This is a genomic window from Butyrivibrio sp. INlla14 (assembly GCF_900102515.1).
In the GTDB taxonomy this organism is placed as follows: domain Bacteria; phylum Bacillota; class Clostridia; order Lachnospirales; family Lachnospiraceae; genus Butyrivibrio.
The window spans coordinates 29,903-54,215 of sequence record NZ_FMVS01000007.1 but is presented as its reverse complement, the minus strand read 5'-3'; the positions used below and the strand labels follow the sequence as shown (position 1 = coordinate 54,215).

Sequence of the window (24,313 nt, the reverse complement as noted above, 5' to 3'; positions counted from 1 at the left end):
GCTGCCCATGCGGACAGCTCGCAGTATTAGTATTGTTCAACACTCAGTTGATTCTTCCAAAAGAGTGAAAATGATTCTGCCAGTACGGCGTGTTTATGGAAGAATAATGGATTGGATTTCCTGCATGGATCATCATTCCATTACCTACATAGATACCAACATGACTACAGCCTGCAGTATCATATGTTCCCTGGAAGAATACCAGGTCTCCCGGCTTAGCTTCCGATGCAGGAACATATCCTGTGATACCCCTAAGACCGTTAGCAGTCTGTCTTCCGACGTTCCAACCGTTACCGCAGTGATTGATGACATAGCTCACAAACCCAGAGCAATCAAAGCCATCGGGATCATATCCTCCCCAGACATATGGAGTACCGAGATATCTTTCAGCTTCACGCAACATCCGGGCAAATTCTTCATCCGTAAGGTATTCCCCAGGGACTCTGTAATCATCGAAGTCACCCTCGCCTCTTCCTGGGATGTTGTAGATATCATCTTCACCAAAGAGATACTTCTTATTGCCAAAGGTCTCAAGAAGCACTTCATACCTTGCCAACTCATCCTCAGTAAATCCCAGTTCATTAACCACTTCTTCAAGCGTATGGTTCACAAGATATACGTTCAGAATGTAGTACTGATACTCTTCTGTCTCGGTATAGGTATACTCTTCTTCATAGCCACCTTCAGGATAAGAATCGTCCTCCACCCATCGGGTGCCGGTCTTCTCAACTTCACGTTCCCTGGTCTCTTCTACTTCTTCGATGGTGAGCTCATACTGAAGGTCAAATATTTCCTGAAGCTTCGCCTGCACTTCGCCCCGCCTGTAATCTTCAAATATCACAGTGAGTATCGCAGCCAGCTGATAGGGATTGTGCCCAACTTCATCCAGGTAAAAGTTGTACTCATCATATCCCGGATAGTCAGACTCTATATCAGCCACTTCTCCCTGCAGGTCTTCTTCCAGATCCTTGTAGTCGTCTTCAACATGCAGAATATCTTCATCCTTCGCAGTGAAAGTTGTTATAACAGTTACGCTCTGGCCACCCGAGCCAAGAGCAGCACAGGAATTGAACATACCCATGATCACAAGGATAAGGAGCAGTACAACAGCTATGATTGCCGCAATTACCGGATTATCTTTTACGAACTCTGTTATGGTCTCTGCAAGGAGCGTTATCAGATCTTCTGCCTTGTCAGTGATCTTCCTGCCGATTTTACCGCTGTTCTCCGCTGCTTTTGCCTGGGTTCTGGAAGCCTTCTTCTGCATTTCCTTTCGTGCCCGAAGCTTTGCAGCATCTTCAGTGGTTCCGGAAAGATGTCTCTTACCATGGACTTTATTACTGTACTTTTTGTTACGGACTTTTGCTGTGGCACTGCTGACAGCACCGCTGGCGATATAGCCACCGGTATCAAAGACTTCCTCAGCAACAGCACTCTCTTCCTTTTCTTCAGAAGAACTTCCCGTAAGCTGCCCGGCATAACTGACCAGAGTAGCTACGTTTGAAGCGTCGGAAGAAATTGCCGAACTTTTGCTCACAGTTCGTCCCGCTTCAGATTTTCTAATCCTTTCCAGCTCTGCAGATTTCTTCTTCCCCTGCTTATGGAGCTTTCTGCTCTTTGCTGCCTCCTCGGCAGTAGCTTTGTTATCCGCCTTTCCGGTACGGAGCTTCTCTCCATAATACTTACTGGCACTTGTCTTATTCTTCAGCTTCCTGCCATAGGTCTTAAGTCTTCCTGTTTGCACTCCCTCCGGGGTTGTCCCCTTATCCGTGGAAGGAATTCTTGTGTATAATCCCTCATCCATTTAACTTCTCCTCTCGATTTACAGTGCTCATGCACCGGTTGTTTCATCTGCCACTTTATTCTGCTCTATGAACTTGGTGTTGATAACTTCATAGAGCTTGGTATCCTTCGGGAATCTGTCGATAAACGGCAGAATAACGTTGCCATAAAAAATAAGCCCTTCACCTTCTCCCGAATGCGTTACATACGAGAGCTGATGTGGACTTATGTTGAGCTGTTTTGCCAGGATTGCCCTGTCCCCTATGGCCTGATTCAGCATAAGAATGAAGTCGGAATTTTCAAATATATTCTCTACTTCCCTTGATGCCAGCAGGTCTTTTACGTTCTGAGTTATGCCTGTCGGCATGCCGCCCCACTTTCTGAAGCGCTTCCAGATCTCTACAGTATATGCTGCAGTCTGTTCCTCGCGTAAAAGAAGGTGTAGCTCGTCCATATAGTATCTTGTGGACTTCCCTGCTTCCCTGTTCTCCGAAACCCTGCACCAGACCTGATCCTCAATAATGAGCATGCCTATCTTCTTAAGCTGCTTGCCCAGGTCTTTGATATCGAAGCATACCAGACGGTTATGAAGTTCCACGTTGGTCCTGTGGTTAAAGACGTTGAGGGATCCTGATACATATATTTCAAGAGCTGTGGCTACATACTTCGCTTCCGGCTCTTCCTGCTGCAAAAGAAGGTTATAGAGATCTTCCAGTATCGGGATGTTCTCCGGTCTTGGATCCTCCAGATATTTCCTGTATACTAACCTTACACATCTGTCGATGACTGTTCTTTCTGTAGGCGGAAGTCCGTCCTTACAGCCCATGATGAGCTCGCATAGGGACAAGATAAAATCAACCTTCAGCATTACAGGATTATCATCCTCAGAATAATTCATGGTGATATCCATTGGATTGACGTACTGGTCAGAGGTAGGACTTATCCTTACCACCTGTCCGCCAAGATATTCCACCATTGCACGATATTCATTTTCCGGATCAGTGATGATGATATCATCGTCAGTTACGAGGAATGCATTTGCGATTTCTCTTTTAGCTGCAAAAGACTTACCGGAACCGGGAGTACCAAGTATAAGGCCGTTAGGGTTCTTAAGTAGCTTTCTGTCAACCATGATAAGATTGTTTGAAAGTGCATTGAGTCCATAATATAGAGCACCCTTGTGATCCTGGAACAGCTCCTGAGTCGTAAACGGCACAAAGATCGCTGTACTTGAAGTAGTCATGCCGCGCTGGATATCAACTTCGTTATAGGCAAGAGGAAGGGTACTTACAAGTCCCTGCTCCTGCTGGAAGTCGAGACGCACCAGATTACATGAATGTTTCTGAGCTATTGAAGATGCCTGAAATATATTGTTTTCCAGTTCCTGCTTTGTTCTTCCGGTATTCATGATAATAAATGTCAGAAGGAACATTCTCTCGTTCTGGGACTGGAGCTCTTTTAGCAGGTCTTTTGCATCCTTGCCATAAGTAGCAAGGTCAGAAGGGATGATGTCGATATCATATCCGGCACGCACTGCCTTTTTCTGCTCCTCGATCTTGGAGCGGTCGAGCTCAGTGATCGTATGCTTTACAGTCTTTATGGCTTCGTTCTGATCCACGGACTGAAGATGCATTGTAACGATCTGGCTGGACTCCATGCCAAGGAAATCTGCAAGCATCCTATCGCTGATATCTGATGCATCGATTGAAAGAAAGCTCATGGCACACCAGGTATCGCCCATCTTGAAATATCTTCCTGTTGGAAACTCAAATGAACTTGGCGCGATGAAATCTTTTACAGAAAGTCCCGACTGCACAAGGTACTTCCAGTCAAAGTGGAACTTCGCATTATCTCCCATGTGCATCTGCCTGTGCATAAGCTCAAGTCTCTGCTCTCCATCAAGTGTTTCAGCACGAACTCCAAGCCTCTTAAAGTTGTTGAGGATATCCATCTCGATATGGACCAGACGGGGTTTTGCTGACTTCATGGAATCAGCATGGATCCCGAAGCTTATATATTTTACTTTTGTAAGACCGTTGTTACCAGCCTGCATGTTCTTTAAAAGAACTCCTGAATACTCATCCCTAACTTCATTGAAGCCGTCATCCTGATGATCTATCGCAATCTTTTTCTCGAAGTCCTCAACCTCAGTTGCGAAGTTCATGAAAGATAGCTGGAAATGCACAGAGCTGTCAAAAAAGTTAAGGAAGCTGCACCATTCCTCAAATATCTCCGTCTTATCCTCCTGCTGGGCAAGCTGGTAATTGATATCCTGGAACTGGATGGTCTTGGTATAATAATCATCCCCGATCCTGCATATCCCATCAGGAAACATCCTGTCAAAGGGAAGTGTCTGCTGTGCAGTCCTTGGCGTACCGTCATTCTTCTGAGCCTCTTTTATGATTCTTTTTACTTCCTTCTGCTGCTCTTTTGATAAGCCCTCCGGCACTGTAAATTCTCTTGTTTCTTTATTCCTGTTCCATGGAAGCACGAACAATTTCTTCCACCTCCTGTTCTGTTTTTGATAGGCGCATAAGCGCTGCATAATAGTTATCCGTTTTGTACGGACGTTTCTTAGGTCTTATGAAAATAGCCTCTATGAAATGCCCCAGGTATACTTCCAGAGGTCGTCCGTTCTTTTCATACATGGCAAAGAAAAAGATGGGCACCATGATCACCATCATCCCCATAACTGCCACATTTACCTCAGCCACGCTCTTAATAAGAAAAAATGACGGAACTCCTATGAGTGCCGCCACCGAAAAGCATATGAGCTGCCTTTTTGTGAGGTTAAATAAGATCTTGCTTTTTACCTTTGTTAAGTCCCTGGGGACACTAATGTACGAAGCCGCCATATAAGTAACCAAAAATGTAAATCCAAGCTGAATTGTTCATTTTTGGCATCCTCCTTCCCTAAAGTTAATGACACTGCAGGATTGCCTTCGCCACTGTATTTGTCTTAAACAGTGAGAATGCCAGCAGTATCGTATATCCCAAGACTCCCCATAAAGAGCCAACTATATCGCTTGAGAAAGCAAGTGTCTGAATGAGCATCGCATATATCCCAACGCAGATCATGATAAGAAATCCCTGGAAGCCAAGGGCAAAAAGGCTCTTAACATAGTTCATTCCGATTGTGCTCTGCTCCCTGTTCCCGAAGGTAGCAAATGGGATCGGAGCCATTGAGACATACATGTATATCTCAATCATTCTCACATATATGATCACAAAGATTATCTTTGAAAGAAGCTGCGTTATTATCATGATGATGGAAACCTGGAAATACAATGCCACAAGGCTCCAGATATCCATGGCTTCAAGTGTGCTCTGCATACCAGCCAGCGCTGATGCATCAACCGCTGTCGAAGCTCCGATAAGACTTCCCGCGCTTGCCACCACATGCTGTGCCACATCAAACACCGCCATTGTAAAATCAAATGTGTGTGTTATCAGCTCCACTGCAATGGCAGTCTTGAAGATCCATTTAAAGATGAACCAGGTCTCAAAGTTCGCCAGGTTGTTATAGCTTATGATCAGCTGTATCAGTTCATAACAGGCAACAAACGTCAATATTATTCCTGCTATTGGCAATATCACTGTTTCAGAGATATTGCGTATCATTCCAAACACAGATGGCGAAAACGCTGAAGGCGTTCTTCCAACCTCCGATGCAATGCTGCCGACTTCTGAATTAACAGAATCAAACATGTTGCTCAAGTGACTCATAAGGTAAGGGATAATCAGGTTCTTCAGGTATTCTTCTATTTCTTGTAATACTCTCTCCAAAACACCCCTCCTCTAATTTTCATTGTTAGTAGTTTTTTGTAAAAAATAAGGCTGACCACCGGTTATGATGATCAGCCCCTAAAGGTTACAATATTCAATTTTCATTATCTTCGCTGGATGAACCACAACTTCAAGGATGCAAGATGCCTTACCTATCTGTTTTCTTTCCACTTTTAGCGATCTTTTTCATTATGGCTTCAAGCGCCTTCTCGTCTACATTTGCAAGGTCAAGTATCATGTACTTCGGTTCGTTGCTCTTTAGGATAAGAGCTGACCCATACTTGTCTACGACCTTAGTTACCTTGGAAAAGTTATGATTTGCATCAGTGATTGATAGCATAGTATTCGTGTCTATATTCATGATGGCACCTGCCTTTCACGAATATAGTATCACGAATAATAGCTATTTTCAATCAGAATAATCCAGCAAGAAGAGGAACAAGTGTAGTACCGATAAGTGCCACACCTCCACCAGCCATTAACTGTTTCATTCCCTGTGATTTGGCGCCTGGATTGTCATTTCCATAACCTTCAAGAAGGTTGATAACGCCCCAGATTCCGAGGCCTGCGCCGAGTGCGATTACGATGGTCTGCAAGCTGCCGACCGCTGAATTGAAGAATGCCATAGTAGCTATTATAGGTGCTACCATATTAGCTACATCATGTATGCAACTATTATAGCAGCACCCTCTCCTTTCTGCAAATAGTTTTTGTTTGTTAGCGACATTCCGCATGTTTACTGGAATGCCGGTTGATAGTTGCTGCCAGAAACCCGTCGACTGATTTCCGGCGTATGGCCATACATATAAGATAAAGCTTTTAGAGCCATGCCCTTTATCGACACAGCAATAAGCTCTAATCTTCCTCTGTTACAGTGACGACATCATATTCGTCGTCAGGTTTCAGAACCAGCTTGTGGCTTAAAAATTTTTCCACATCAAACCAGTTCTTTTTATCTGCATCCGCTGTATACTTATAGTTAGGATGCTGCGTAAGATCATATTTGTCAGACAGGAAAGGTCTTACGCCCCTCACCTGTACGATACATTTGCTGCCATCCATGACAGCAAGCTCATCAACGCTCATAAGGTCGTGACCGAGCTTCTGGTAGTTCATGTTGTAGCTCTGGGATGTCCCCCTGGATTCTCCGGTGTTGTACATGTCAATGGTCTCCTTACCCAAAATGGTATTGAGATCTTTAAGCGTTGTCTGCTCTGAGCCTCCAAGGAAGATCTGGCTGTCGCAGTTGCCTATGATGGTCTCGCAGTTATCTTTATAGATAGCCTTTAGCTGAGACTTAGCCTGCAGCACCAGCGCCGCAGAAATCTCACGGCTTCTGATGGTCGCCATAAGTTTTTCAAGATTCGGTATCTGTCCGATATTGGCACACTCATCGATAAGGCATCTCACATGTACAGGAAGCCTTCCACCGTAGACATCATCTGCCTTTTCACAAAGGAGATTAAACATCTGGGTGTAGATCATAGATATCAGGAAGTTAAATGTTGCGTCCGTATCTGACATGATCAGGAACAAAATTGTCTTTTTATCTCCCAGGGTATCAAGTTCCAGTTCATCATAAGATGTAAGGTCTCTGAGTGCCTTAATATCAAAGCACGCAAGTCTTGCACCGCAGCTCACGAGAATAGATTTCGAAGTTTTGCCGGCAGCCATCTTAAATTTGACATACTGCCTTACTGCAAAGTGGTCCGGATCTCTTTTGGCAAGCCTGTCAAACAGGATATCTACTGCGTTTTTGAAGTTTTCGTCGTCTTCCCTGACTTCCATGGAATTGATCATTTCCAGTAGAGTATTGAAATTCTTTTCCTCTTCCGGTGCTTCATAGTAGATATATCCAATGAGCGCCGTATACAGCAGTTTTTCTGCTTTCTCCCAGAACGGATCTCCGGGAGTTCCTTCGCCCTTGGTGTTGACCATCAGCGTAGTTACCAGCTTCAATATATCTTTTTCCGAGTGCAGATATGCGAAGGGGTTATAATGCATACTCTTGTTAAAGTTGATGGTATTGAAGATCTTTACCCTGTAACCAGCCTTCACAAAGAGCTTGCCCACAAGATTTACGATATCCCCTTTCGGATCAGTGACCACGTAGGATGAATGCATCTGAAGGAGGTTAGGCAGGATAAAGAATCTTGTCTTACCTGAACCGGAACCGCCTATGACCAGCACATTTTTATTCCTTGCAAACTTAAAGAGCTTTGGCCTGGAGTTCATGGTAATGCGCTCCGTCTGGGACAGGATAACGTTCTTAAAAAAATCCGGGTCTATAAAAGGTTCTATGTCCTCATGTTTCCCCCACCGGGCTGAGCCGTATTCGACGTTGTGTCGAAAGTGCCTGGCATTCTTACCTTTAAGGTAGACCGCCAGCCTAAGTGCTGCCCCACACGCTATTCCAACAGCAAGGTCAAAGGGATGAAAGCTTGGAAAAAAGTTCGAAAAGGCTTCTCCGAATCCTCCGTATATGACCATGCCCTGAACCTTTTCTGCAACCGTAGTTCCCCAGGATATGCGCCACGCTTCTCCAAAGTTAGTGCAAAAGAGACCCACTACAAAGTACGGGATATTCAGGATAATTGTCTTCTTGGTCTTTGAGTTCATCTGACATTCTCCTTAAATTTCTCTTTTACCTTGCGAGGATGCTTTGCAATGAAATCCTTGAGCTGACGCAGCTTTGCGATAACGCTGGGCTTTTCTTTATCCTGGCGCTTCACTATCTTGGCAGTGTAGTCCTGCACCACCGCAGTGATGGCATCCATATCTTTTGCCTTGAAAAAGACAGTGAACTTGGGCGGATCCACATCCTTGTGCTTTACGATGGCAAAATCAACGCCGTATTTATTGGCTATGCGCTTGAATGTACGGACGCTGTCACCATCAACATCCATGCTGGTGGCACCCTGCCCCTGTTTCACAAGCTCTTTTACTGTCTGCTTGCCCTCTTTGGGAAGAGCTTTTTTCTCAGCACGTTTCCTTAAATATTCCTTGAGGATTGCCCACAGAATCCGTCCAGTTATTTTACCGGTATCTGCGGCCAGCTGACAGGTCTTTTCCGATATTTCTTCGTTCATAGCATCACCGCCTTCTTATTCTGCCTGTGCTCGTCCATTATCTTAGCCATGCACGGAAAGCAGAATGTTGTACCGTTACCATATGGACATGGAGTCTTGCAGTTATGTGGTTTCATTCCCGATGTAGGAATCGGGTCTCTTGTTCCGCAAAAAGCCTTGCCTCCGCTGTATTTTTCTCTGTTATATGCCTGTGACATCTGTATTAACCTCCAACAATTGGTGCCAGCCTTTAGAAAAGAATAGGCGCCAGCCCGGGGTATACCCAAAGCCAGCGCCCACTTACAAAGGAAAAATGAAAGGAACACCAAGTCTATTTAGCTAATTTGATTATCAGATGGCTTCGCCACCCTTGGCCTTTGCGGCCTTTTCAACAACATCCTTCTTGACCTGCTTGGAAGCCTCATCCCTGGCTGCCTTAAGGTCTCCAAGGAGAGATTTCTTTTCAGAAGTCTCATGGATTCCTGCCTCTTTTGCAGCCTGACGCTCCACATACTTCTCACCCAGCTCAAACACTTTATCCTGGGCATCGTAGTGGTATACGCTGTCAGTAAGCTGGTCTGCAGGATCTACAGTTGTGGCATTTACCTCTTTTACCATGTTCTCAAGGCTCTGGAGATCAAACTTACCATTGTCAGGAATGATCAGAATTTCATGGATGCTGCTGGGCAAAATAAAGAAAGAGCCATCGACCCTTTCTGCAGCCTTGTCCATGAAGTCCTGGTACGCAAGTACGCCTGCGCCGTGGACATTGCCCTCTACAGAAGCAACAAACATCTGCTCCTGCTCAGGTGGAATGTTAAGACCAAGCATTTCAAGATCATCAACTCCCATCTGCTTGGCAAGTACCTCGCCCATGCCCTGGATTACAAGAGGTCTGATCTCAGGTGCGTTCTGAACAGCGTCAGCGTGGAGCTGATCAGCAGTGATTCCGTAGTTATCAAGCATCTGATTGGTAACGAGGATCGTACCCGTGCCTGCCTCGGTATCTCCAATAACAAAGCGGTAGACAACTGCCATATCCTCCATGTTCTTATGGGGAACTGTTTCAAGAAGCTCAGCATTTCTTTCAGCAGAGACAACCTCCATGGCAAGTGTTGACTTCATCTTGTCATAGTCACTGAATGCCTCCACATCAAATGCAGGTCTGTTATCAAGAGCATTTGAAGCTACATCCGCCGCGCTGTTTACAATGGTGTCGTAAGATCTTCCGTCTTCATACTCCTTATAGAGCGCGGAAGCATTGAGGTTTACTCCAATGATGCTGTCCTCCGACTTAACCGTGATTGCATCATACGTCTCATTCATCTTATCAACTGTGCGGGTCTCAACTGTTGTGTTGCCGCCTGTTCTCTCATCAAGAATTGTTTTTACGTCCTTAGCAAGGTTCTCTTTAAATGTCTCAAAGTCCATGTTATTTTCCTCTCTTCTTCACATGATTTTGTGCATACAAAAATCACTGGGTTATGACACAAATGTCAGAACACAGTGATTCGTCAAATTGGTTCGTATTTCTTTTGCAAAAGAAAATGCGCTTTGCGATGTGGGATGTTTCGTATCTCATATCACTTGGCGCATTATAATAATAACATGGCTATTTTAAGAATAAAATCTACTGCCGGTCTACAAAAAGTCTACAATTGGTCTACGCAATTTACAATATAGCATAATTTAGTTATAATATGGTTATAATACTACTATCATATAGGAGGTAATCTGATGCAGACAATAATTAGACCATCAGCTAAGATAAGACAGAATTACAATGAAATATCAGATCTGTGCAAAGAGACCAAATCCCCTGTTTTCCTCACCAAAAACGGCGAAGGTGATCTCGTAGTCATGGATATCGAAACTTATGACGAAAGAGAACGCACTCTTGCTCTTAGGGAAAAGCTTGTAGAAATCGAAGAGAAAAGACTCGCAGGAAGGCCCGACTATAATGCACGTGACGTACTTGCAGAATTGAGGTCAAGGCACAATGGATAAATACACTGTTGATATATCCCCCGAAGCCAGGGAAATTCTCTTTATGTGGGTTGATACCTGTGAAGCAGACAATGCCCCGGAAGTTGCCAACAATCTGATTGACAGCTACGAGTCCATGCTTGATACACTTGAAAAGAATCCAGAAGCCGGAACAGGAAGGCTCGAAGATCTCCCCAAGAAATACAGAGCTTATCACATATGGCGTCATCTCTGGGCTGTTTACCAGACTTACTACGATTCCAAAGTGATCAAGATTGAATACATAGTTGATGACCGACAGGATTATAAGAGGTTTGTAAAATAATCAGAGGGCAGGAATCCTGCCCTCTCCTCTTTTCTATATCAAAAAGTTTAGTTGCTCATACTATTTCTTTTATAACTGAATATGTCTTGTTCCATTTCTGTTCCAACCCGTTCCAGTTGTACGTGAGCTCTCCGTTAGGATACAGACAGATGAACTTGCTGGTTATCTCAGATGGATTGTCCTTGAAGTCATAATAGGCTCCACCGCCATCATGAGGACTTTTCTTTTCGTAAACAAAACCATCAATCAACAGTCGCTTCGGAAATTCAGTAATCATCGTCTCCTCCGTTCAAAACTTGTCAGTAGTTTTATCTACAAATTATTGTACTATTTTTAGCGTTCAAATACAATATGTTGTGGTTTAAATTTCAATAATCCAAACTATCTTCATTCTGCAGAAAATCAAACAGGCTCATTATTGTGATTCCCTGCTCATTTCTCCATATCTTCGCATTCCCGCCTACAATGATGATTTTCTTGAATGAATCGGCTATCTTTATGAGCGAAGCCTGCTCCTGATCCATCTTTTCTTTATCAGGCAAAGCAAAAGCCGACTGTATGTAATACCTTTTACTTCCCTGATTCACCACAAAGTCTACTTCAAGCTGCTTTCTTACCTTTTTTCCGTCTTCTTCAACTCTGATTTCTACAACTCCTACATCAACGTTATATCCACGATAGATCAGCTCATTGTATATGATGTTCTCCATGATATGAGTTTCTTCATACTGTCTAAAATTCAGAAAGGCATTCCTTAATCCAATATCAGTGTAATAATACTTTGCCGGGGTGCTGATATACTTACGTCCCTTGATGTCATAACGTTCAGCCTTCTGTATCATGAAGCTTTCCTGAAGATACTTCAGATAATTGGCAATGGTAGGCATAGATATCCCTTTACGACCACTGCTGGCAAAAGTATCTGAAACCTTCTGCGGATTGGTGAGAGACCCTATTGCGGAAGCTACCAACTTCATCAGCTCTTCCATTCCATTTTCATCGTGGATATCGTACCTCTCACAGATATCACGCAGATAAATTTCATTATTCAATCGCTCAAGATAAGAAGCTTTGGACTGATCGTCCGGCTCAGCAAGTATATGAGGAAGTCCCCCATAATAGGTGTAATCCTGCCAGGCATCAGACTTATCTTTCCCGGAAGCAGGCAAATACTCAGAAAAAGACAGTGGTGCAATGTGAATCTCATCCCCTCTTCCACGGAACTCAGTCATTATGTCCGACGAAAGAAATTTTGAATTGCTGCCAGTAACATATACATCCACATTTTCTTTTCTTAACAGACCATTCAACAAGCCATAAAGCCTTATTGGAATATCCGGATTCTTCATTTCCTCTTTTGTAATGGCATACTGTGCTTCGTCAATAAAAACGTAGTATTTCTGCTTGTTGTCAACAATCCTGCCCTTGATGTACTCATTTAGTTTTTTGGGGTCTCTGTAATCAGCATAGTCTTCATCATCCAGTGGCACTGCTATGATGTTGCCTTCCGGAATCCCCTGTTCAATTAGGTAGTTATAAAAAATCTCAAATAAGAGATATGATTTTCCACATCTCCTTATTCCAGTAATAACCTTAATCAAGCCATTGTTCATATGACTGATCAGTCTATCCAAATATCGTTGTCTGGAAATATACATTTCTTTGCTCCTATTTTAGATTTGCGGTACATGTACCGTTTTTCTAAAGTATATTTCATGTCATCATGAAAATCAATGCTCATTTTAGATTTGTGGCATATGTACCGTTTTTCTAAAACAGCTTTAGGGAACTTTTGCTAAGAATTATATGCAAAAAGTTCCCTAAAGCTTCTATTCTCCAAATAGTATGGAGCATACGAGACTCGAACTCGTGACCCCCACACTGCCAGTGTGATGCGCTCCCAACTGCGCTAATGCCCCAGGCATGTGTCTGGAAAAGACAGACCATATTTTAGTGCTTCCTCACGCGTTTTCATAGATGCTATTTTACACTGAAACATTTGCATTTGGTGCAAGTTATGAATTTTTTCGCAGATTATTTTCTGGTCATGACGCCAGTATCTTTGACAACTTGTCGCTGATGCTGTCAAGCAGCACTCCCACCGCAACAGCGCAGAAAGAAACAAGGAATAATCCAAATGACATCCCTATTGTGAACAGCATCGGAGTCCATTCATGTCTGCAGAAATGGAATGCGATCACTATGAACATCAGCAGGTAGATCAGCCCCAGTACCATGGAGCCAATCTTTACGATCACTTTTGCCCATGTTCTGATAAAACAAGTGATCAAGAATACAGGAAACAGTATTATCTTTGCGAATAGTTTTATTATCATCATCCTCAATTCTCCAGTAAAAGTTCTTCAAGTTCATCGTAGTTTATAGTTTCATTGTTGCGGCTGCAATAAGCCATGTCATGGTTTACCTGTGCCTTTATCTGCGCATCAGCAGTTGTTGGCGAGTTATAGAGCATCGCCAGCAGATACGCCCTGGGATTCTTGGGAACTTTGGTAAGCTTATCCCAGTTAGCGATCACATCCTCGATGTGGAATCTTTTGAGACCAAGGAACCTCTCCCTGACATCATCCATATCACGCTCTTCACTGCCAATAACCATGGAATCTCTGCTGGATGTCACAATGTCCACAATAAGGCTTTCTAAGCCTCTGATCTTTTCTTCGTCATTAGGGTAATCCCTGCAAAGCCTCTCGGTCTCGATATTCTGACTAACGATCTCTCTGTAATTTGCACAACCCTCATCTTCTCCCATCTCATTCTCAGCGCAGATTGGATAAGACTCAGTATAACTATAATCAGTTTTATTAATCTCAGTATAATTAGTGTTTGGATTACAAACATGAGCATGTTTATCTTCGGTACATGCATATGTTTGCGAATCAAACATATCGTGTTTGGAATCGGTACATGGAGCAGCTTCATATGTTTGATTTTCAAACACGGGAGAAGCTTCTGATGTTTGCATTTCAAACATGTCATTTTCGCAGAGCTCAGATTTCTTCATGGATGGTCCAGTGATTCTGATGATGTTATTTTTCTTTTCCAGTGTTTGCGTTTCGGACACTGCAATCTTTCTAGGTCTGCGTTCAGCAGCCTGGTCTACAAACATCTTCACATAGATCTTGTCAGGATTGTACTTTCTGTCCTTCTCACGCTCAATGAGCCCTATCTTCTCAAGAGCGTTGAGCATGTCATATACCTTATTTCTTCCACGATGAAGATCCTGCATGAGCTTCTTCTGACCATAAATGATATAGACTCTGTGCTGGTTGTCATACCATCCATTCTTGGTAGAAAGTGACATCCTATCAAGCAACAAGCCATACATGAGCTTGGCCTCATTATCCAGATCTTCAAAATATGGATCTGTAATCAACAATTTGGGTATCCGGTAAAAAGTCATCATGTCAGCCTCTTTACCATAAAAATAATCAAATCTCATATTCTTTTCCCTAAAAGGGCTCCTTCTAAAATAATGTCATGTCCCGATTTCAAACATAGCATCATGGACATAGCTGTATTTATATGTACATTTTTGTATCTGTGATTACTGTTCCTGCTCCAGTTTCCATTTCTCCAAAAGGCTGATAATTATGTCTTCACGTTCTTTCAGCGTCATGTACGCCGGAAAATATTTATTGAGCTTTCTTTCTGTGAAGGTCAGCTTCTTGGGATCAGAAGGTGCTTCCATGTTTCCATTTAAAACATCAATGAGCTTTTGCTGTGTAAGCTCTCCCTGCTTGAATCCATTTCTGATAGCAGCTACTTCATTCCATTTGGGAATTCTGTTTTCATTGCAGTACTCATAAAACCATTTCTGGATTTCCCGGGCGAAGTAGGACATTTCAACGGCTGTATATAATGGAAGATCCTTATCATCTACAAGGTCCAATAATTCCGGAATCAGCTCTGTAAGCCTTATATACCTATGGATTGAATTCTTGCTTTCTCCTGCTTTCTGAGCCAGTTCTTCATCGGACCGCAACTTCGTCCCTAGTAGGGACGAAGTTAAATCCTTACGTGCTCCCTGCCTTTTCATAGCATCAAGCTTCATTTTATAAGAGAATGCCTTCTCACTTGGTAGTATCTCCTCACGCTGGAGGTTAGAATCAACCATGAAAATTATGGCGTCATCATCCTGCATTTCTTTTACAATCGCAGGAATCTTCCGAAGTCCTGCTCTCTTGGCTGCATGTAGTCTCCTGTGACCGGAAATCATTTCATATCTGTCACCATCAGGCCTTACAATTACAGGAGTAAGAACTCCGTTCATCTTGATGCTGTCCACAAGTTCATCCATCTTTTCATCATCAAGCACCTTGAAGGGATGATTTTTAAAAGGAAAGATCATCATTATATCTATGTCGGAAGTCCCTTCTGTTGAAGGAACTCCCAAGAGCTCATCTATACTTGTCATCTGAATTTTCTGTCCAACTCTGCTTGCCATAATTTAGCCCACCTTTCTTGCAATCTCTTTTACCAGTGCCATATAAGCATTTGAAGCCTTGCCATTCGGATCATAGGCATAAAGGCTTGTTCCCTCAGCTGAAATCTCTGCAGCTCTAACTGACATTGGAATCTGATTCTTGAAAACATTTATTTTGTCAGCATAAAATTCATTAACCTTTTCAATAATGTCTTTTGCATAATTGGTTCTCGTATCTACCATCGTTAGCAGGATTCCTTCAATCTCCAGCTTCGGATTGAGCTGCCTCTTCACACGGCCTATGGTCTTGATCAACTGCTGAAGACCTTTCAATGGAAGATACCCAACAGAACAAGGGATGAGTACTGAATCCGCGCAGGCCAGAGCGTTAATAGTCATCATTCCCAGTGATGGCATGCAATCTAAAATAATCGCATCATACTGCTCCCTGGCTGCATTTACATATTCCCTGAGCACTGTTTCCCTGCTGAGAACTCCGGTAAGTGTTATCTCAAGTCCGGAAAGCTCGATGTTTCCAGGCATGATGTCGATTCCTTCACTGTGATGGAGAAGTCCATCCTGTACATCCCAGGGCTCATCATTAATAATTTTCATCATCACAGTAGCAAGGGAATAATCCAGATTGTCCGGTTCATTGTAACCAAGACTCACAGTCAGGCTCCCTTGTGGATCGTTGTCAATTGCCAGTACTTTCTTTCCCTCTCTGGCAAGGCCAATTGCCAGATTTACTGCAGTTACTGTCTTCCCGACTCCTCCCTTTTGGTTTGCGATTGAGATTACCTTGCACATTTATAAGTCCTCCTGTCCCATGTTTTCTATGAACATATCCAATTTGGTTGTACTGAAAAGAACTACTCCATCAATCTTGTATTTGGCTTTTGACTGCTCAGCCCACTTCTCAATAGTCTTGGTGCTGACTGAATATAGCTCAGCAGCTTCATCCAGCCTCACCCATTTCTTTCCGTTGATCATCCTCTCATCAATTGGTGCTTTTTCTTTTTTCCTTGGCATAGCGTCCTCCATTTCTGTATCTTCCCGGTATTCGTTGAACTGCTCAATGTAATCCTCAAGAACATCCAGGTCAACAATTGCTGTTTTTCTTAGTGTGATCACGGCACCGGCTCTTTTGCAGAATCTCACAAATGACCAGTACCGCATTCCGAAAAGCCTTGCTCCTTCGGAATATTGGATAAATCTTTTCCTGTTCTGATCATTGATATATTTTTCAAGATCAGGTCCTTTTGCTAAGTTTTTCCCATTCATCGATCTCCTTTCCAGCGCAAATAAAAAGGCACTTACCTGTAGTATTTCTACTAAAAGTAAGTGCCAAATAGTTTCAAAGACCATTCTTCTGAAACTGTTTTTCTATTCGATTTTTATCTTAAAGCGTTTTTTCCACCCATTTTCAGATTGTCATCTGATGTCTATGAGTGTCGTACCAAAAACAGCAATTTTTCCATTATCTGGATATGCATGTAAATAAATGCCGTAGAATCGGTAGCACATCGGTGTACCTATTTCCATGTATTTCCATTTCTTAGCATTTATCGACTGCTAAATACATCTATTGTTACTTTGCACTCTTCAACGTCGGGAACTGTAGTACGTCCCTAATGCTCAACCTCTGTGTAATCAGCATAAATAGGCTATCCATGCCATATCCGATCACACCTATATGTGGCAACTTTTTATTTTATCCTTTCGCATCTTTTCAAAATAGAGATGGCATTGTTTTAATTTTTCTTATGCAATCTTTTAAAACAGAATCTGCATCTCTACCTCATAATGTTACTTAAGTCGCGACAGATAGCAGGTTAAGTCATCAAATGACGCTAAAAAAAAACATAACGTCGGTAACTTGCGTTTTCTAATTTATCTACATCTATAAAATCAAATCAAAAAGATTCTGTTTCACTTAATAAAAGATTGCTCTTTTTCTCATGAAACATCTCCTTCCGTATTTGTTATTTTCTTATTCATAGTTTTTTTCTTACTCTTAGTTATCTCTTTTCTCGCCTCTGATAGGTCATAAATTATTACGTTTTCTTCTAAGTAATATGTTCCATTGACCTTGAATTGCACTCTCTCATCCTCTTCATGTGAAAAGTCCAGAAATCTTCTCACCATAACCATGGTAGCCGGATGCTTTATGTTGATCGCATAGTTCTGCTTCTCTTTTAGCTCGCTGAATCTTATGGCCTCTTTACAATGACCGTTACACACTTCAACCGCAAGCTTAAATCCACCATCACATTCATTTATCAAAAGTCTTACAAATGCCGGAAAATTAAGTTCTGCTGCCGTTGCTTTATTAAATCTCATTGAATCCTGAAATAATGTAAGCTGTGATTTACTAGAGGTCTCATTAACATTTATTACCTTGAATCCTTCAAGTACTGACTTCATTTTTGTACTTCTCCTTTTTCTTATACATTCCTTCTCCGCGTTCCGATGCCGAGATTAATCTTTTTTCAGGTAAGTCTGTCCAATCTGCCTCCATTGGTACAAATCCCTTCAAAGTGCCTTCTTTTATTGGCTTCAATCTTTTTTGCGGTTTCTTGGGTTTTCTTTTCCTGGCTATAATGTCCTGAGCAAGCTCCCAGTCCTCCCTGGCGATGATCGCAGGATGGTGATCCTTGATGTAATACTGGTCCATCTGTCCTGTATTCTTAACGCTTTTATGGGTAAGATAATCTTCTACAAATGTCTTTTGCATAAGGACATCGCCACAATACTTCTCATTAAGCAAAATGTTTTTTACCGCGCCTCCGGTGAAGGGATTACCTTTAATGGTGACTACGCCCATATCATTAAGAATCCTCGCTGTCTCAGCATAGGATTTGCCTCTTATACAATTCTCATAGATAACTTCTACGATTTTGGCCTCTTCAGGAAGTATATACATATGACCGTCCTCGCTGGTGTCATAGCCAAGAAGGCACTGCGTCTGGATTTTGAAGGTTCCGTTCTGCATTCGGACCAAAATCCCCCATCTCACATTACTTGAGATAGTGCGGGACTCCTCCTGTGCAAAGGATGCCATTAGCGTCAGCATAAAATCTACATGTTCATCAAGGCTGTTGTATTGGTCCTTTTCGAAGTAGACTCCTACCGGTGTTCTAAGTTTTTTGAGCCGCCTGACAACACTGATAAAATCTAACGTATTCCTGGCAAATCGAGATGATGATTTTGTAATTATCATGTCAATAAGCCCGGCTTCCGCATCAGCAATGATCTTATTAAATTGCTCTCTATGTTTGGTCTGAGTTCCTGTTTTTCCCCAATCCACATAGACTCCTGCATTTACCCAGTCAGGTCTTTGTTCTATAAGCTCGTTGTAGTACTGTTGTTGCGCCTGGATGCTGGTTTCCTGCTGCTCCTGAAGCGTACTGACTCTGCAGTATGCAGCTACTCTTTTGGGTTTAAACTCCTTGTCCCCCGGTTTAGGTTTTTCCTTCTTAGGAATTACTTGCACATTCATCGGCAACGGATTTGTCTTTTTTGCTTTCTCCTTTGGATTCCGTCGCTCTTGTCTGATGGCCATTCCATCCATTTTGTTTGTCCTCCTATACTTTTTTGCGAATAAAAAACGCCACAAATTACTATTTTACCAGTAATCTGTGGCGTTTCTATTACGCACTAACTGAGAAGATTCTTTTGTCCAAGAATACGGGCGCCACGAGGACGCCCGCCAAAAACAAATTCAAAAACTAAAAACAAAACATAAAATACAAATCACCCCGCCGCTAAAACCGGCATAAATGCTGGGTTTCCTAGCAAGCCTCATCACTTCTTAACTGACTTTAAGGTTGGAAAGAGTAAAACGTCCCTGATGGTCTCGCTATCAGTCAAAAGCATGCAGAGACGGTCGATACCGTAGCCGATACCGCCTGTAGGAGCCATACCGATTTCAAGGGCATTGAGGAAGTCCTCATCTGTGTGCTCTGCCTCTTCGTCGCCAGCTGCTGCGTTAGCATCCTGAGCAGCGAAACGCTCACGCTGATCGATAGGATCGTTAAGCTCTGAGTAAGCGTTACACATCTCCCAAGTATTGATGAAGAGCTCGAAACGCTCAACCTTCTCAGGATCTGTAGGCTTCTTCTTGGTAAGAGGAGAAATTGCAAGAGGATGATCCATGATGAATGTAGGCTGGATCAGGTTCTTCTCGCAGTACTCTTCAAAGAAGAGGTTGATGATATCGCCCTTAGTGTGACGATCTTCAAATTCAATGTGGTGCTCCTTGGCAAGAGCCTTAGCTTCATCATCAGTCTTAACTGTATCGAAGTCGATGCCTGCATACTTCTTGATAGCATCATTCATAGTAAGACGCTCGAAAGGCTTACCAAGGTCAATCTCGTTGTCGCCGTACTTGATGAGTGTTGTTCCACACACTTTCTCAGCAAGGTAACGGAACATGGACTCTGTAAGTTCCATCATTCCTTCATAATCTGTATATGCCTGATAGAGCTCCATAAGTGTGAACTCTGGGTTATGTCTTGTATCTACGCCCTCATTTCTGAATACTCGGCCAATCTCATATACTCTCTCAAGACCACCAACGATAAGTCTCTTAAGGTAGAGCTCAAGTGAGATACGAAGCTTTCTCTCTTCATCAAGAGCATTGTAATGTGTGATGAAAGGTCTTGCAGCTGCTCCACCTGCATTCTCAACAAGCATAGGTGTCTCAACCTCAAGGAAGTCTCTCTCAGCAAGGAAGTTACGAATCTCGCGAAGGATAGCACTTCTCTTCTTGAAGGTCTCCTTAACGTCCTCATTCATGATAAGGTCAACATAACGCTGTCTATATCTGATTTCTGTATCTGTAAGTCCGTGGAACTTCTCTGGAAGTGGCATAAGTGACTTGGATAAAAGAGTAAGCTCTTTAACATGAACTGAAATCTCACCAGTCTTGGTTCTGAAAGCAAAGCCCTTAACACCGATGATATCTCCGATATCCATTTTCTTGAAATCAGCATAAGCCTCGTCTCCAAGGTCATTTCTGGAAACGTAGAGCTGCATACGGCCATCTCTGTCCTGAAGGTTAGCAAATGAAGCCTTACCCATAACACGCTTAGACATCATACGTCCTGCAAGAGATACAACCTTTTCAGAAGGTACTTCTGAAAGAGGAACTACGATAGCCTTGCCCTCTTCATCTACTGGAGGTACAAACTCCAATGTCTCGAAGTTGTCTCTGATGTTCTGTGTGTGATGTGTCTGATCATATTTAACGATCTGGAAAGGATCCTTGCCTGCTGCCTGAAGCTCAGAAAGCTTGTCTCTTCTAACCTGACGAAGACGTCCAACGTCCTCAGCTGGTGCATTCTGCTGATTGTTCTGCTGATTATTATCTGCCACTATTTTTTCCTCCGTATATTTCCATAAAGAGCCAGCGAAATAACATTGTAAATCGCTGGCCCCCTTATTATCTACAAAATGTAAAATCACTCAGATCCGTATATGCTCTGAAATTCTAGCTAAAAATATCTTATACCAGAGCAATAAGTATCATTCTGATAAACTAGTTTATCAAACTGCTGATCTCTCGATGCTAAGTACCTTGTACTTGATAATGCCAGCCTGAGTCTCTACAGAAACTGTCTGTCCCTTCTTGGCACCAAGGAGCGCCTTACCAACAGGTGACTCGTTTGAAATCTTGCCCTTAAGTGAGTTAGCCTCTGATGAACCAACAATCTTGTACTCAAGGTCCTCGTCGAACTCAAGATCCTTGATCTTAACCTTACATCCGATACTGATCTTATCAAGGTCAACATCCTCTTCTACGACAACCTCAGCGTTCTTGAGGATTTTCTCAAGAGCTTCGATTCTAGCCTCGATGTCTCTCTGCTCATCCTTGGCTGCATCGTACTCAGCGTTCTCTGAAAGGTCGCCCTGTTCTCTTGCCTCTTTGATCTTCTCAGCAACTTCCTTACGCTTAACAACTTTCAGCTCATGAAGCTCGTCCTCATATTTCTTGAGTCCTTCATAAGTTAAAATGTTCTTCTTCTCTTCCATCTCAAAACCTACCCTTCATCATTGATTAAACCGCACAACTGTGGGCTTTAAAGCCAAATTTATAAAAAATCTTTCCTTTAATAAAGCTATTTTAACTTTGCTATTATATAGTCTATAAAAAATCATGTCAAGGTCAGAAACCATGTTCTAAATTGCGTTTATGCTTTTTTAATAATTTATACTTAATGCCTTTTATTCCATGTTATCCTTCAACCACTTTATAACATCATTGATTTGCTTCATTACAAAACAATAGCCCACAAGCCTTTTTAAGGGAGTCCATATCTTCCATCTGATTGATCTGATTCCTGAACTTGGCACTGCCTGGCATTCCGACAGTGTACCAGGACACATGCTTTCTCATCTCTCGGATTCCGATGTATTCACCCTTGTACTTAAGCTGCAGGTCTGCATGTCTTATGACTGTGTCATAAATTTCCTTACTTGTAGGCCTTGGGCAAGTCTCTCCCGTCTCGAAGTAGCTCTTTATCTCACGGAAAAGAAATGGATTCCCCTGGGCAGCTCTTGCTACCATAACTCCATCGCAGCCTGTTTCTTCAAACATTCGCTTTGCGGTAGGGCCATCCACCACATCGCCATTTCCTATTACTGGAATCTTCAATGCCTCTTTTACCTGCGCAATAATGCTCCAGTCTGCCTGACCAGAGTAGTACTGCTCTCTAGTTCTTCCGTGGACTGCAACTGCTGCCGCTCCGCCCTCCTGAGCAGCCAAAGCACATTCAACAGCGTTGACGCTTGCCTCTGTAAAGCCTTTTCTGATCTTGACTGTAACCGGCCTGTCAGAAACCTGGCACAGAGCTTTTACAATCTTTTCAATAAGCTCAGGATTCTTCATAAGTGCTGAACCCTCGCCATTTCCAACAACCTTTGGAACAGGGCATCCCATATTCACATCAAGAATATCGTAGGGCCTATCCTTTATCATCTCTACTGCCTGCTGCATTATCTCAGGCTCTGACCCAAAGAGCTGCAGCGAAACCGGGTGCTCATCCTCATGGATTTCCATGAGCATGTTGGTGTTCTTGTTCTTATATGTTATGGCCTTAGCGCTTACCATTTCCATGCATACAAGCCCTGCCCCCATTTCTCTGCATAACAGACGAAACGGCAGGTCTGATACACCTGCCATTGGTCCTAGTATTATATTATTGTCCAGGGTTACGTTCCCTATCTGTAACTTGCCGTATCCTGACATATTTCTCCTATTATACTCTTAATGAAGTTCTGCTAACGTCTGCATGCAGACTCGCCAGAAAACTCAGAGGTTATCCATCCGCTTATTTATCATATCTACTAGGTTTCATTCGTCCTCAGAACCCAATATATCCGCTGGATTCTCATGAAGTACATAGATTCTGTAGTAAAGTCCCAGTGCCTCAAAGAGATCCTGTCTCTTACGTCTGACCTCACTAACAAGAAGTCCTGCTGTGATCTCATCATAAGTGATGTCTTCTTCATCAGCGTTTGTTTCAATGCTGATTCCGCCATCTTCCTCAAATACAATTGTAAAAATTCCGCCTGCTTCCTGGGTAAAGAGAACGCTGATGATATTCAGCTCTTTCTTTATTGATTCAGGAATCTCTTTAAATACAGGGTTAAAATAGTATTTCTGCTCGTAAGCGTTGGCGCCGCACAGAACAACTCTGCCGCCTGCTGCCTGCTCGAAAACTCTTCCCTTGTTGGTCTTCTGCATCTCATCTATCTTGAGGTCTTCCTTGTCTTCCTCACTTGTAAGATCCATATCACGAAATTCTTTTTTATACTGTTCCTCAAAATCCTTAGCACTCATATCTGTTCCTTATTTCTATTTCATTAATTTCTCTTGTTTTTATATATTTCTCTTGTTTTCTATATTTCTACTTTTTACAAATTCTCAGCTTCAATGATCTGCATCATATTTAGTCTTGGATCACCTACTATCCTTGCTGATCCGTTCCGAGTGTCGTACAGCACTCATTCTGGTGCATTCTCATCCTCAAGATCTTTAAGCTGCGGCTTGGTCCTTCGGTTCTTGTCATAGAGGATCTGAAGTCCGCGGAGAGTAAGGATTGGATCGTAAACATCTATCTCTTTGGTCTCCTGAGCAATGATCCTTCCAAGTCCGCCTGTAGCAACTACCTTGGCGTTTGGAAAACCTGCTTCTCTCTTCATCTCTTCTATAATATATTTGGTCTGGCCAATCTGTCCGTACACAAGTCCCGCCTGCATGCTGGAGATTGTCTCCTTGGCCAGAATGCTGCCGGGGTTTCTGATCTCAATTTCAGGAAGTTTAGCTGTGTCTTCCCAAAGAGCTTTTGCAGAAATTCTGATACCCGGACAAACCACTCCGGTAAAAAAGTCACCTTTTTCATTTATCATAATATAGGTGGTTGCGGTTCCAAAGTCAACCACGATTACCGGTCCACCGTATAATTCATATCCAGCAACCGCATCCACAATAAGGTCTGGTCCTACTTCTCTTGGGTTGTCCAAAGAAATCCTGATACCGGTCTTAATGCCAGGTCCCACGAGGTAAGGTTTCTTGCCGATGTATTTTATGATGGCATTTACAAGAGCGTGCATAACCTGAGGAACTACACTTGCAATCATAACGCCCTCAAGTTTGTCCTTATCCACGGAGTTTATGTTGAGAAGCGCCATGAGCTCCAAACCAAACTCATCTGAAGTTCTTGCTGTTCCTGTGGTCATTCTAAAGGAACTGACAAGCTTCTTGCCCTCAAATGCTCCGTACGTGATATTTGTATTTCCTACATCAACTACTAAAATCATTTCTTACTCCTGGAATCTCTCCCCATTATCTTACTGGTGTTATCCACATTACCTGCCGAAAATCTTATTGTTATCCACATTACTTGTCAACAATTC

26 protein-coding genes and 1 tRNA gene are annotated in these 24,313 nt (G+C 42.7%); 2 read left to right on the top strand and 25 right to left on the bottom strand.

The window, feature by feature from the left end:
* Positions 1–43: 43 nt before the first annotated feature.
* The 10 genes from BLO53_RS05835 to BLO53_RS05790 all read right to left on the bottom strand — a co-directional run bounded on the left by BLO53_RS05835 (position 44) and on the right by BLO53_RS05790 (position 10,067).
* Positions 44–1,804, bottom strand: coding sequence for a C40 family peptidase (locus tag BLO53_RS05835; RefSeq protein WP_242875312.1), 1,761 nt, complete (start codon positions 1,802–1,804; stop codon positions 44–46).
* A 27-nt stretch (positions 1,805–1,831) separates the two neighbouring features.
* Positions 1,832–4,231: a VirB4-like conjugal transfer ATPase, CD1110 family gene (locus tag BLO53_RS05830; protein WP_092059876.1), complete on the bottom strand. Its 2,400-nt coding sequence runs from the start codon at positions 4,229–4,231 to the stop codon at positions 1,832–1,834.
* A 19-nt stretch (positions 4,232–4,250) separates the two neighbouring features.
* Positions 4,251–4,637 (bottom strand): PrgI family protein, encoded by a 387-nt coding sequence (locus tag BLO53_RS05825; RefSeq protein ID WP_092059874.1) that lies wholly within the window; start codon positions 4,635–4,637, stop codon positions 4,251–4,253.
* A 64-nt stretch (positions 4,638–4,701) separates the two neighbouring features.
* Complete coding sequence (locus BLO53_RS05820) at positions 4,702–5,568, bottom strand: VirB6/TrbL-like conjugal transfer protein, CD1112 family (protein ID WP_091869781.1); 867 nt, start codon at positions 5,566–5,568, stop codon at positions 4,702–4,704.
* 148 nt (positions 5,569–5,716) lie between these two features.
* Positions 5,717–5,929: a type II toxin-antitoxin system prevent-host-death family antitoxin gene (locus tag BLO53_RS05815; protein ID WP_091869778.1), complete on the bottom strand. Its 213-nt coding sequence runs from the start codon at positions 5,927–5,929 to the stop codon at positions 5,717–5,719.
* Positions 5,930–5,981: 52 nt separating this feature from the next.
* Positions 5,982–6,194 carry a Maff2 family mobile element protein gene (locus BLO53_RS05810; RefSeq protein WP_091869775.1) on the bottom strand — a complete coding sequence of 71 codons (213 nt, stop codon included), beginning with the start codon at positions 6,192–6,194 and terminating at the stop codon, positions 5,982–5,984.
* A gap of 229 nt (positions 6,195–6,423) precedes the next feature.
* Positions 6,424–8,187, bottom strand: a complete 1,764-nt coding sequence (locus BLO53_RS05805) for a VirD4-like conjugal transfer protein, CD1115 family (RefSeq protein ID WP_092059663.1) — start codon at positions 8,185–8,187, stop codon at positions 6,424–6,426.
* A complete protein-coding gene (locus BLO53_RS05800) occupies positions 8,184–8,657 on the bottom strand; it encodes a PcfB family protein (protein WP_091869768.1) in 474 nt (157 codons plus the stop codon). Before BLO53_RS05800 ends, BLO53_RS05805 begins: the two co-directional genes overlap by 4 nt.
* Positions 8,654–8,854, bottom strand: coding sequence for a hypothetical protein (locus BLO53_RS05795; protein WP_091869766.1), 201 nt, complete (start codon positions 8,852–8,854; stop codon positions 8,654–8,656). The genes BLO53_RS05800 and BLO53_RS05795 overlap by 4 nt, the downstream gene beginning before the upstream one ends.
* A gap of 133 nt (positions 8,855–8,987) precedes the next feature.
* Positions 8,988–10,067 carry a DUF5688 family protein gene (locus BLO53_RS05790; RefSeq protein ID WP_176757182.1) on the bottom strand — a complete coding sequence of 360 codons (1,080 nt, stop codon included), beginning with the start codon at positions 10,065–10,067 and terminating at the stop codon, positions 8,988–8,990.
* 306 nt (positions 10,068–10,373) lie between these two features.
* On the opposite strand from BLO53_RS05790, the gene BLO53_RS05785 reads away from it, so the two are divergent.
* Positions 10,374–10,643: a type II toxin-antitoxin system prevent-host-death family antitoxin gene (locus BLO53_RS05785; RefSeq protein ID WP_091869763.1), complete on the top strand. Its 270-nt coding sequence runs from the start codon at positions 10,374–10,376 to the stop codon at positions 10,641–10,643.
* Positions 10,636–10,947, top strand: a complete 312-nt coding sequence (locus tag BLO53_RS05780) for a type II toxin-antitoxin system RelE/ParE family toxin (RefSeq protein WP_092059661.1) — start codon at positions 10,636–10,638, stop codon at positions 10,945–10,947. The genes BLO53_RS05785 and BLO53_RS05780 overlap by 8 nt, the downstream gene beginning before the upstream one ends.
* Before the next feature lie 55 nt (positions 10,948–11,002).
* Here the strand turns inward: BLO53_RS05780 and BLO53_RS05775 are convergent, their stop codons facing one another.
* From BLO53_RS05775 to BLO53_RS05705, 15 genes are all read right to left on the bottom strand, one after another.
* Complete coding sequence (locus BLO53_RS05775) at positions 11,003–11,224, bottom strand: hypothetical protein (protein ID WP_092059659.1); 222 nt, start codon at positions 11,222–11,224, stop codon at positions 11,003–11,005.
* Positions 11,225–11,315: 91 nt separating this feature from the next.
* Positions 11,316–12,605, bottom strand: coding sequence for an ATP-binding protein (locus BLO53_RS05770; protein ID WP_092059656.1), 1,290 nt, complete (start codon positions 12,603–12,605; stop codon positions 11,316–11,318).
* A gap of 188 nt (positions 12,606–12,793) precedes the next feature.
* Positions 12,794–12,866: transfer RNA gene (locus BLO53_RS05765), tRNA-Ala, on the bottom strand.
* A gap of 126 nt (positions 12,867–12,992) precedes the next feature.
* Entirely contained in the window at positions 12,993–13,286 is a 294-nt protein-coding gene (locus BLO53_RS05760; protein ID WP_092059654.1) for a hypothetical protein, read from the bottom strand.
* Between the two features lie 2 nt (positions 13,287–13,288).
* Positions 13,289–14,407, bottom strand: a complete 1,119-nt coding sequence (locus tag BLO53_RS05755) for a replication initiator protein A (protein WP_092059652.1) — start codon at positions 14,405–14,407, stop codon at positions 13,289–13,291.
* Between the two features lie 105 nt (positions 14,408–14,512).
* Complete coding sequence (locus BLO53_RS05750; protein WP_092059650.1) at positions 14,513–15,412, bottom strand: ParB/RepB/Spo0J family partition protein; 900 nt, start codon at positions 15,410–15,412, stop codon at positions 14,513–14,515.
* Positions 15,413–15,415: 3 nt separating this feature from the next.
* Positions 15,416–16,201 carry a ParA family protein gene (locus BLO53_RS05745; RefSeq protein ID WP_092059648.1) on the bottom strand — a complete coding sequence of 262 codons (786 nt, stop codon included), beginning with the start codon at positions 16,199–16,201 and terminating at the stop codon, positions 15,416–15,418.
* Entirely contained in the window at positions 16,202–16,675 is a 474-nt protein-coding gene (locus tag BLO53_RS19130) for a DUF6462 family protein (RefSeq protein ID WP_176757181.1), read from the bottom strand.
* 675 nt (positions 16,676–17,350) lie between these two features.
* Positions 17,351–17,818, bottom strand: coding sequence for a hypothetical protein (locus BLO53_RS05735; protein WP_092059646.1), 468 nt, complete (start codon positions 17,816–17,818; stop codon positions 17,351–17,353).
* Positions 17,802–18,965 (bottom strand): recombinase family protein, encoded by a 1,164-nt coding sequence (locus BLO53_RS05730; protein WP_092059644.1) that lies wholly within the window; start codon positions 18,963–18,965, stop codon positions 17,802–17,804. Before BLO53_RS05730 ends, BLO53_RS05735 begins: the two co-directional genes overlap by 17 nt.
* Positions 18,966–19,198: 233 nt before the next feature.
* Complete coding sequence (lysS, locus tag BLO53_RS05725; protein WP_092059641.1) at positions 19,199–20,770, bottom strand: lysine--tRNA ligase; 1,572 nt, start codon at positions 20,768–20,770, stop codon at positions 19,199–19,201.
* Between the two features lie 171 nt (positions 20,771–20,941).
* On the bottom strand, positions 20,942–21,427 hold the full coding sequence (greA, locus tag BLO53_RS05720; protein WP_092059639.1) for a transcription elongation factor GreA: 486 nt from the start codon (positions 21,425–21,427) through the stop codon (positions 20,942–20,944).
* Between the two features lie 226 nt (positions 21,428–21,653).
* Entirely contained in the window at positions 21,654–22,643 is a 990-nt protein-coding gene (dusB, locus tag BLO53_RS05715; RefSeq protein ID WP_092059637.1) for a tRNA dihydrouridine synthase DusB, read from the bottom strand.
* 105 nt (positions 22,644–22,748) lie between these two features.
* Positions 22,749–23,237 carry a DUF6145 family protein gene (locus tag BLO53_RS05710; RefSeq protein WP_242875311.1) on the bottom strand — a complete coding sequence of 163 codons (489 nt, stop codon included), beginning with the start codon at positions 23,235–23,237 and terminating at the stop codon, positions 22,749–22,751.
* A gap of 164 nt (positions 23,238–23,401) precedes the next feature.
* The gene (locus BLO53_RS05705; protein ID WP_092059635.1) at positions 23,402–24,217 is read right to left on the bottom strand and encodes a type III pantothenate kinase; all 816 of its coding nucleotides are present in this window, start codon (positions 24,215–24,217) and stop codon (positions 23,402–23,404) included.
* Between the last annotated feature and the right edge of the window lie 96 nt (positions 24,218–24,313).

Excerpts from the sequence above, each read along its gene's own strand:
- BLO53_RS05835 (WP_242875312.1), bottom strand. The coding sequence starts at position 1,804 with ATGGATGAGGGATTATACACAAGAATTCCTTCCACGGATAAGGGGACA.
- BLO53_RS05805 (WP_092059663.1), bottom strand. The coding sequence starts at position 8,187 with ATGAACTCAAAGACCAAGAAGACAATTATCCTGAATATCCCGTACTTT.
- BLO53_RS05785 (WP_091869763.1), top strand. The coding sequence starts at position 10,374 with ATGCAGACAATAATTAGACCATCAGCTAAGATAAGACAGAATTACAAT.
- BLO53_RS05800 (WP_091869768.1), bottom strand. The coding sequence starts at position 8,657 with ATGAACGAAGAAATATCGGAAAAGACCTGTCAGCTGGCCGCAGATACC.
- BLO53_RS05810 (WP_091869775.1), bottom strand. The coding sequence starts at position 6,194 with ATGGCATTCTTCAATTCAGCGGTCGGCAGCTTGCAGACCATCGTAATC.
- BLO53_RS05760 (WP_092059654.1), bottom strand. The coding sequence starts at position 13,286 with ATGATGATAATAAAACTATTCGCAAAGATAATACTGTTTCCTGTATTC.
- BLO53_RS19130 (WP_176757181.1), bottom strand. The coding sequence starts at position 16,675 with ATGAATGGGAAAAACTTAGCAAAAGGACCTGATCTTGAAAAATATATC.
- BLO53_RS05775 (WP_092059659.1), bottom strand. The coding sequence starts at position 11,224 with ATGATTACTGAATTTCCGAAGCGACTGTTGATTGATGGTTTTGTTTAC.
- BLO53_RS05745 (WP_092059648.1), bottom strand. The coding sequence starts at position 16,201 with ATGTGCAAGGTAATCTCAATCGCAAACCAAAAGGGAGGAGTCGGGAAG.
- BLO53_RS05750 (WP_092059650.1), bottom strand. The coding sequence starts at position 15,412 with ATGGCAAGCAGAGTTGGACAGAAAATTCAGATGACAAGTATAGATGAG.
- BLO53_RS05735 (WP_092059646.1), bottom strand. The coding sequence starts at position 17,818 with ATGAAGTCAGTACTTGAAGGATTCAAGGTAATAAATGTTAATGAGACC.
- BLO53_RS05705 (WP_092059635.1), bottom strand. The coding sequence starts at position 24,217 with ATGATTTTAGTAGTTGATGTAGGAAATACAAATATCACGTACGGAGCA.
- dusB (WP_092059637.1), bottom strand. The coding sequence starts at position 22,643 with ATGTCAGGATACGGCAAGTTACAGATAGGGAACGTAACCCTGGACAAT.
- BLO53_RS05710 (WP_242875311.1), bottom strand. The coding sequence starts at position 23,237 with ATGAGTGCTAAGGATTTTGAGGAACAGTATAAAAAAGAATTTCGTGAT.
- BLO53_RS05790 (WP_176757182.1), bottom strand. The coding sequence starts at position 10,067 with ATGGACTTTGAGACATTTAAAGAGAACCTTGCTAAGGACGTAAAAACA.
- BLO53_RS05825 (WP_092059874.1), bottom strand. The coding sequence starts at position 4,637 with ATGGCGGCTTCGTACATTAGTGTCCCCAGGGACTTAACAAAGGTAAAA.
- BLO53_RS05815 (WP_091869778.1), bottom strand. The coding sequence starts at position 5,929 with ATGAATATAGACACGAATACTATGCTATCAATCACTGATGCAAATCAT.
- BLO53_RS05755 (WP_092059652.1), bottom strand. The coding sequence starts at position 14,407 with ATGAGATTTGATTATTTTTATGGTAAAGAGGCTGACATGATGACTTTT.
- greA (WP_092059639.1), bottom strand. The coding sequence starts at position 21,427 with ATGGAAGAGAAGAAGAACATTTTAACTTATGAAGGACTCAAGAAATAT.
- BLO53_RS05795 (WP_091869766.1), bottom strand. The coding sequence starts at position 8,854 with ATGTCACAGGCATATAACAGAGAAAAATACAGCGGAGGCAAGGCTTTT.
- BLO53_RS05780 (WP_092059661.1), top strand. The coding sequence starts at position 10,636 with ATGGATAAATACACTGTTGATATATCCCCCGAAGCCAGGGAAATTCTC.
- BLO53_RS05730 (WP_092059644.1), bottom strand. The coding sequence starts at position 18,965 with ATGGATGGAATGGCCATCAGACAAGAGCGACGGAATCCAAAGGAGAAA.
- BLO53_RS05770 (WP_092059656.1), bottom strand. The coding sequence starts at position 12,605 with ATGTATATTTCCAGACAACGATATTTGGATAGACTGATCAGTCATATG.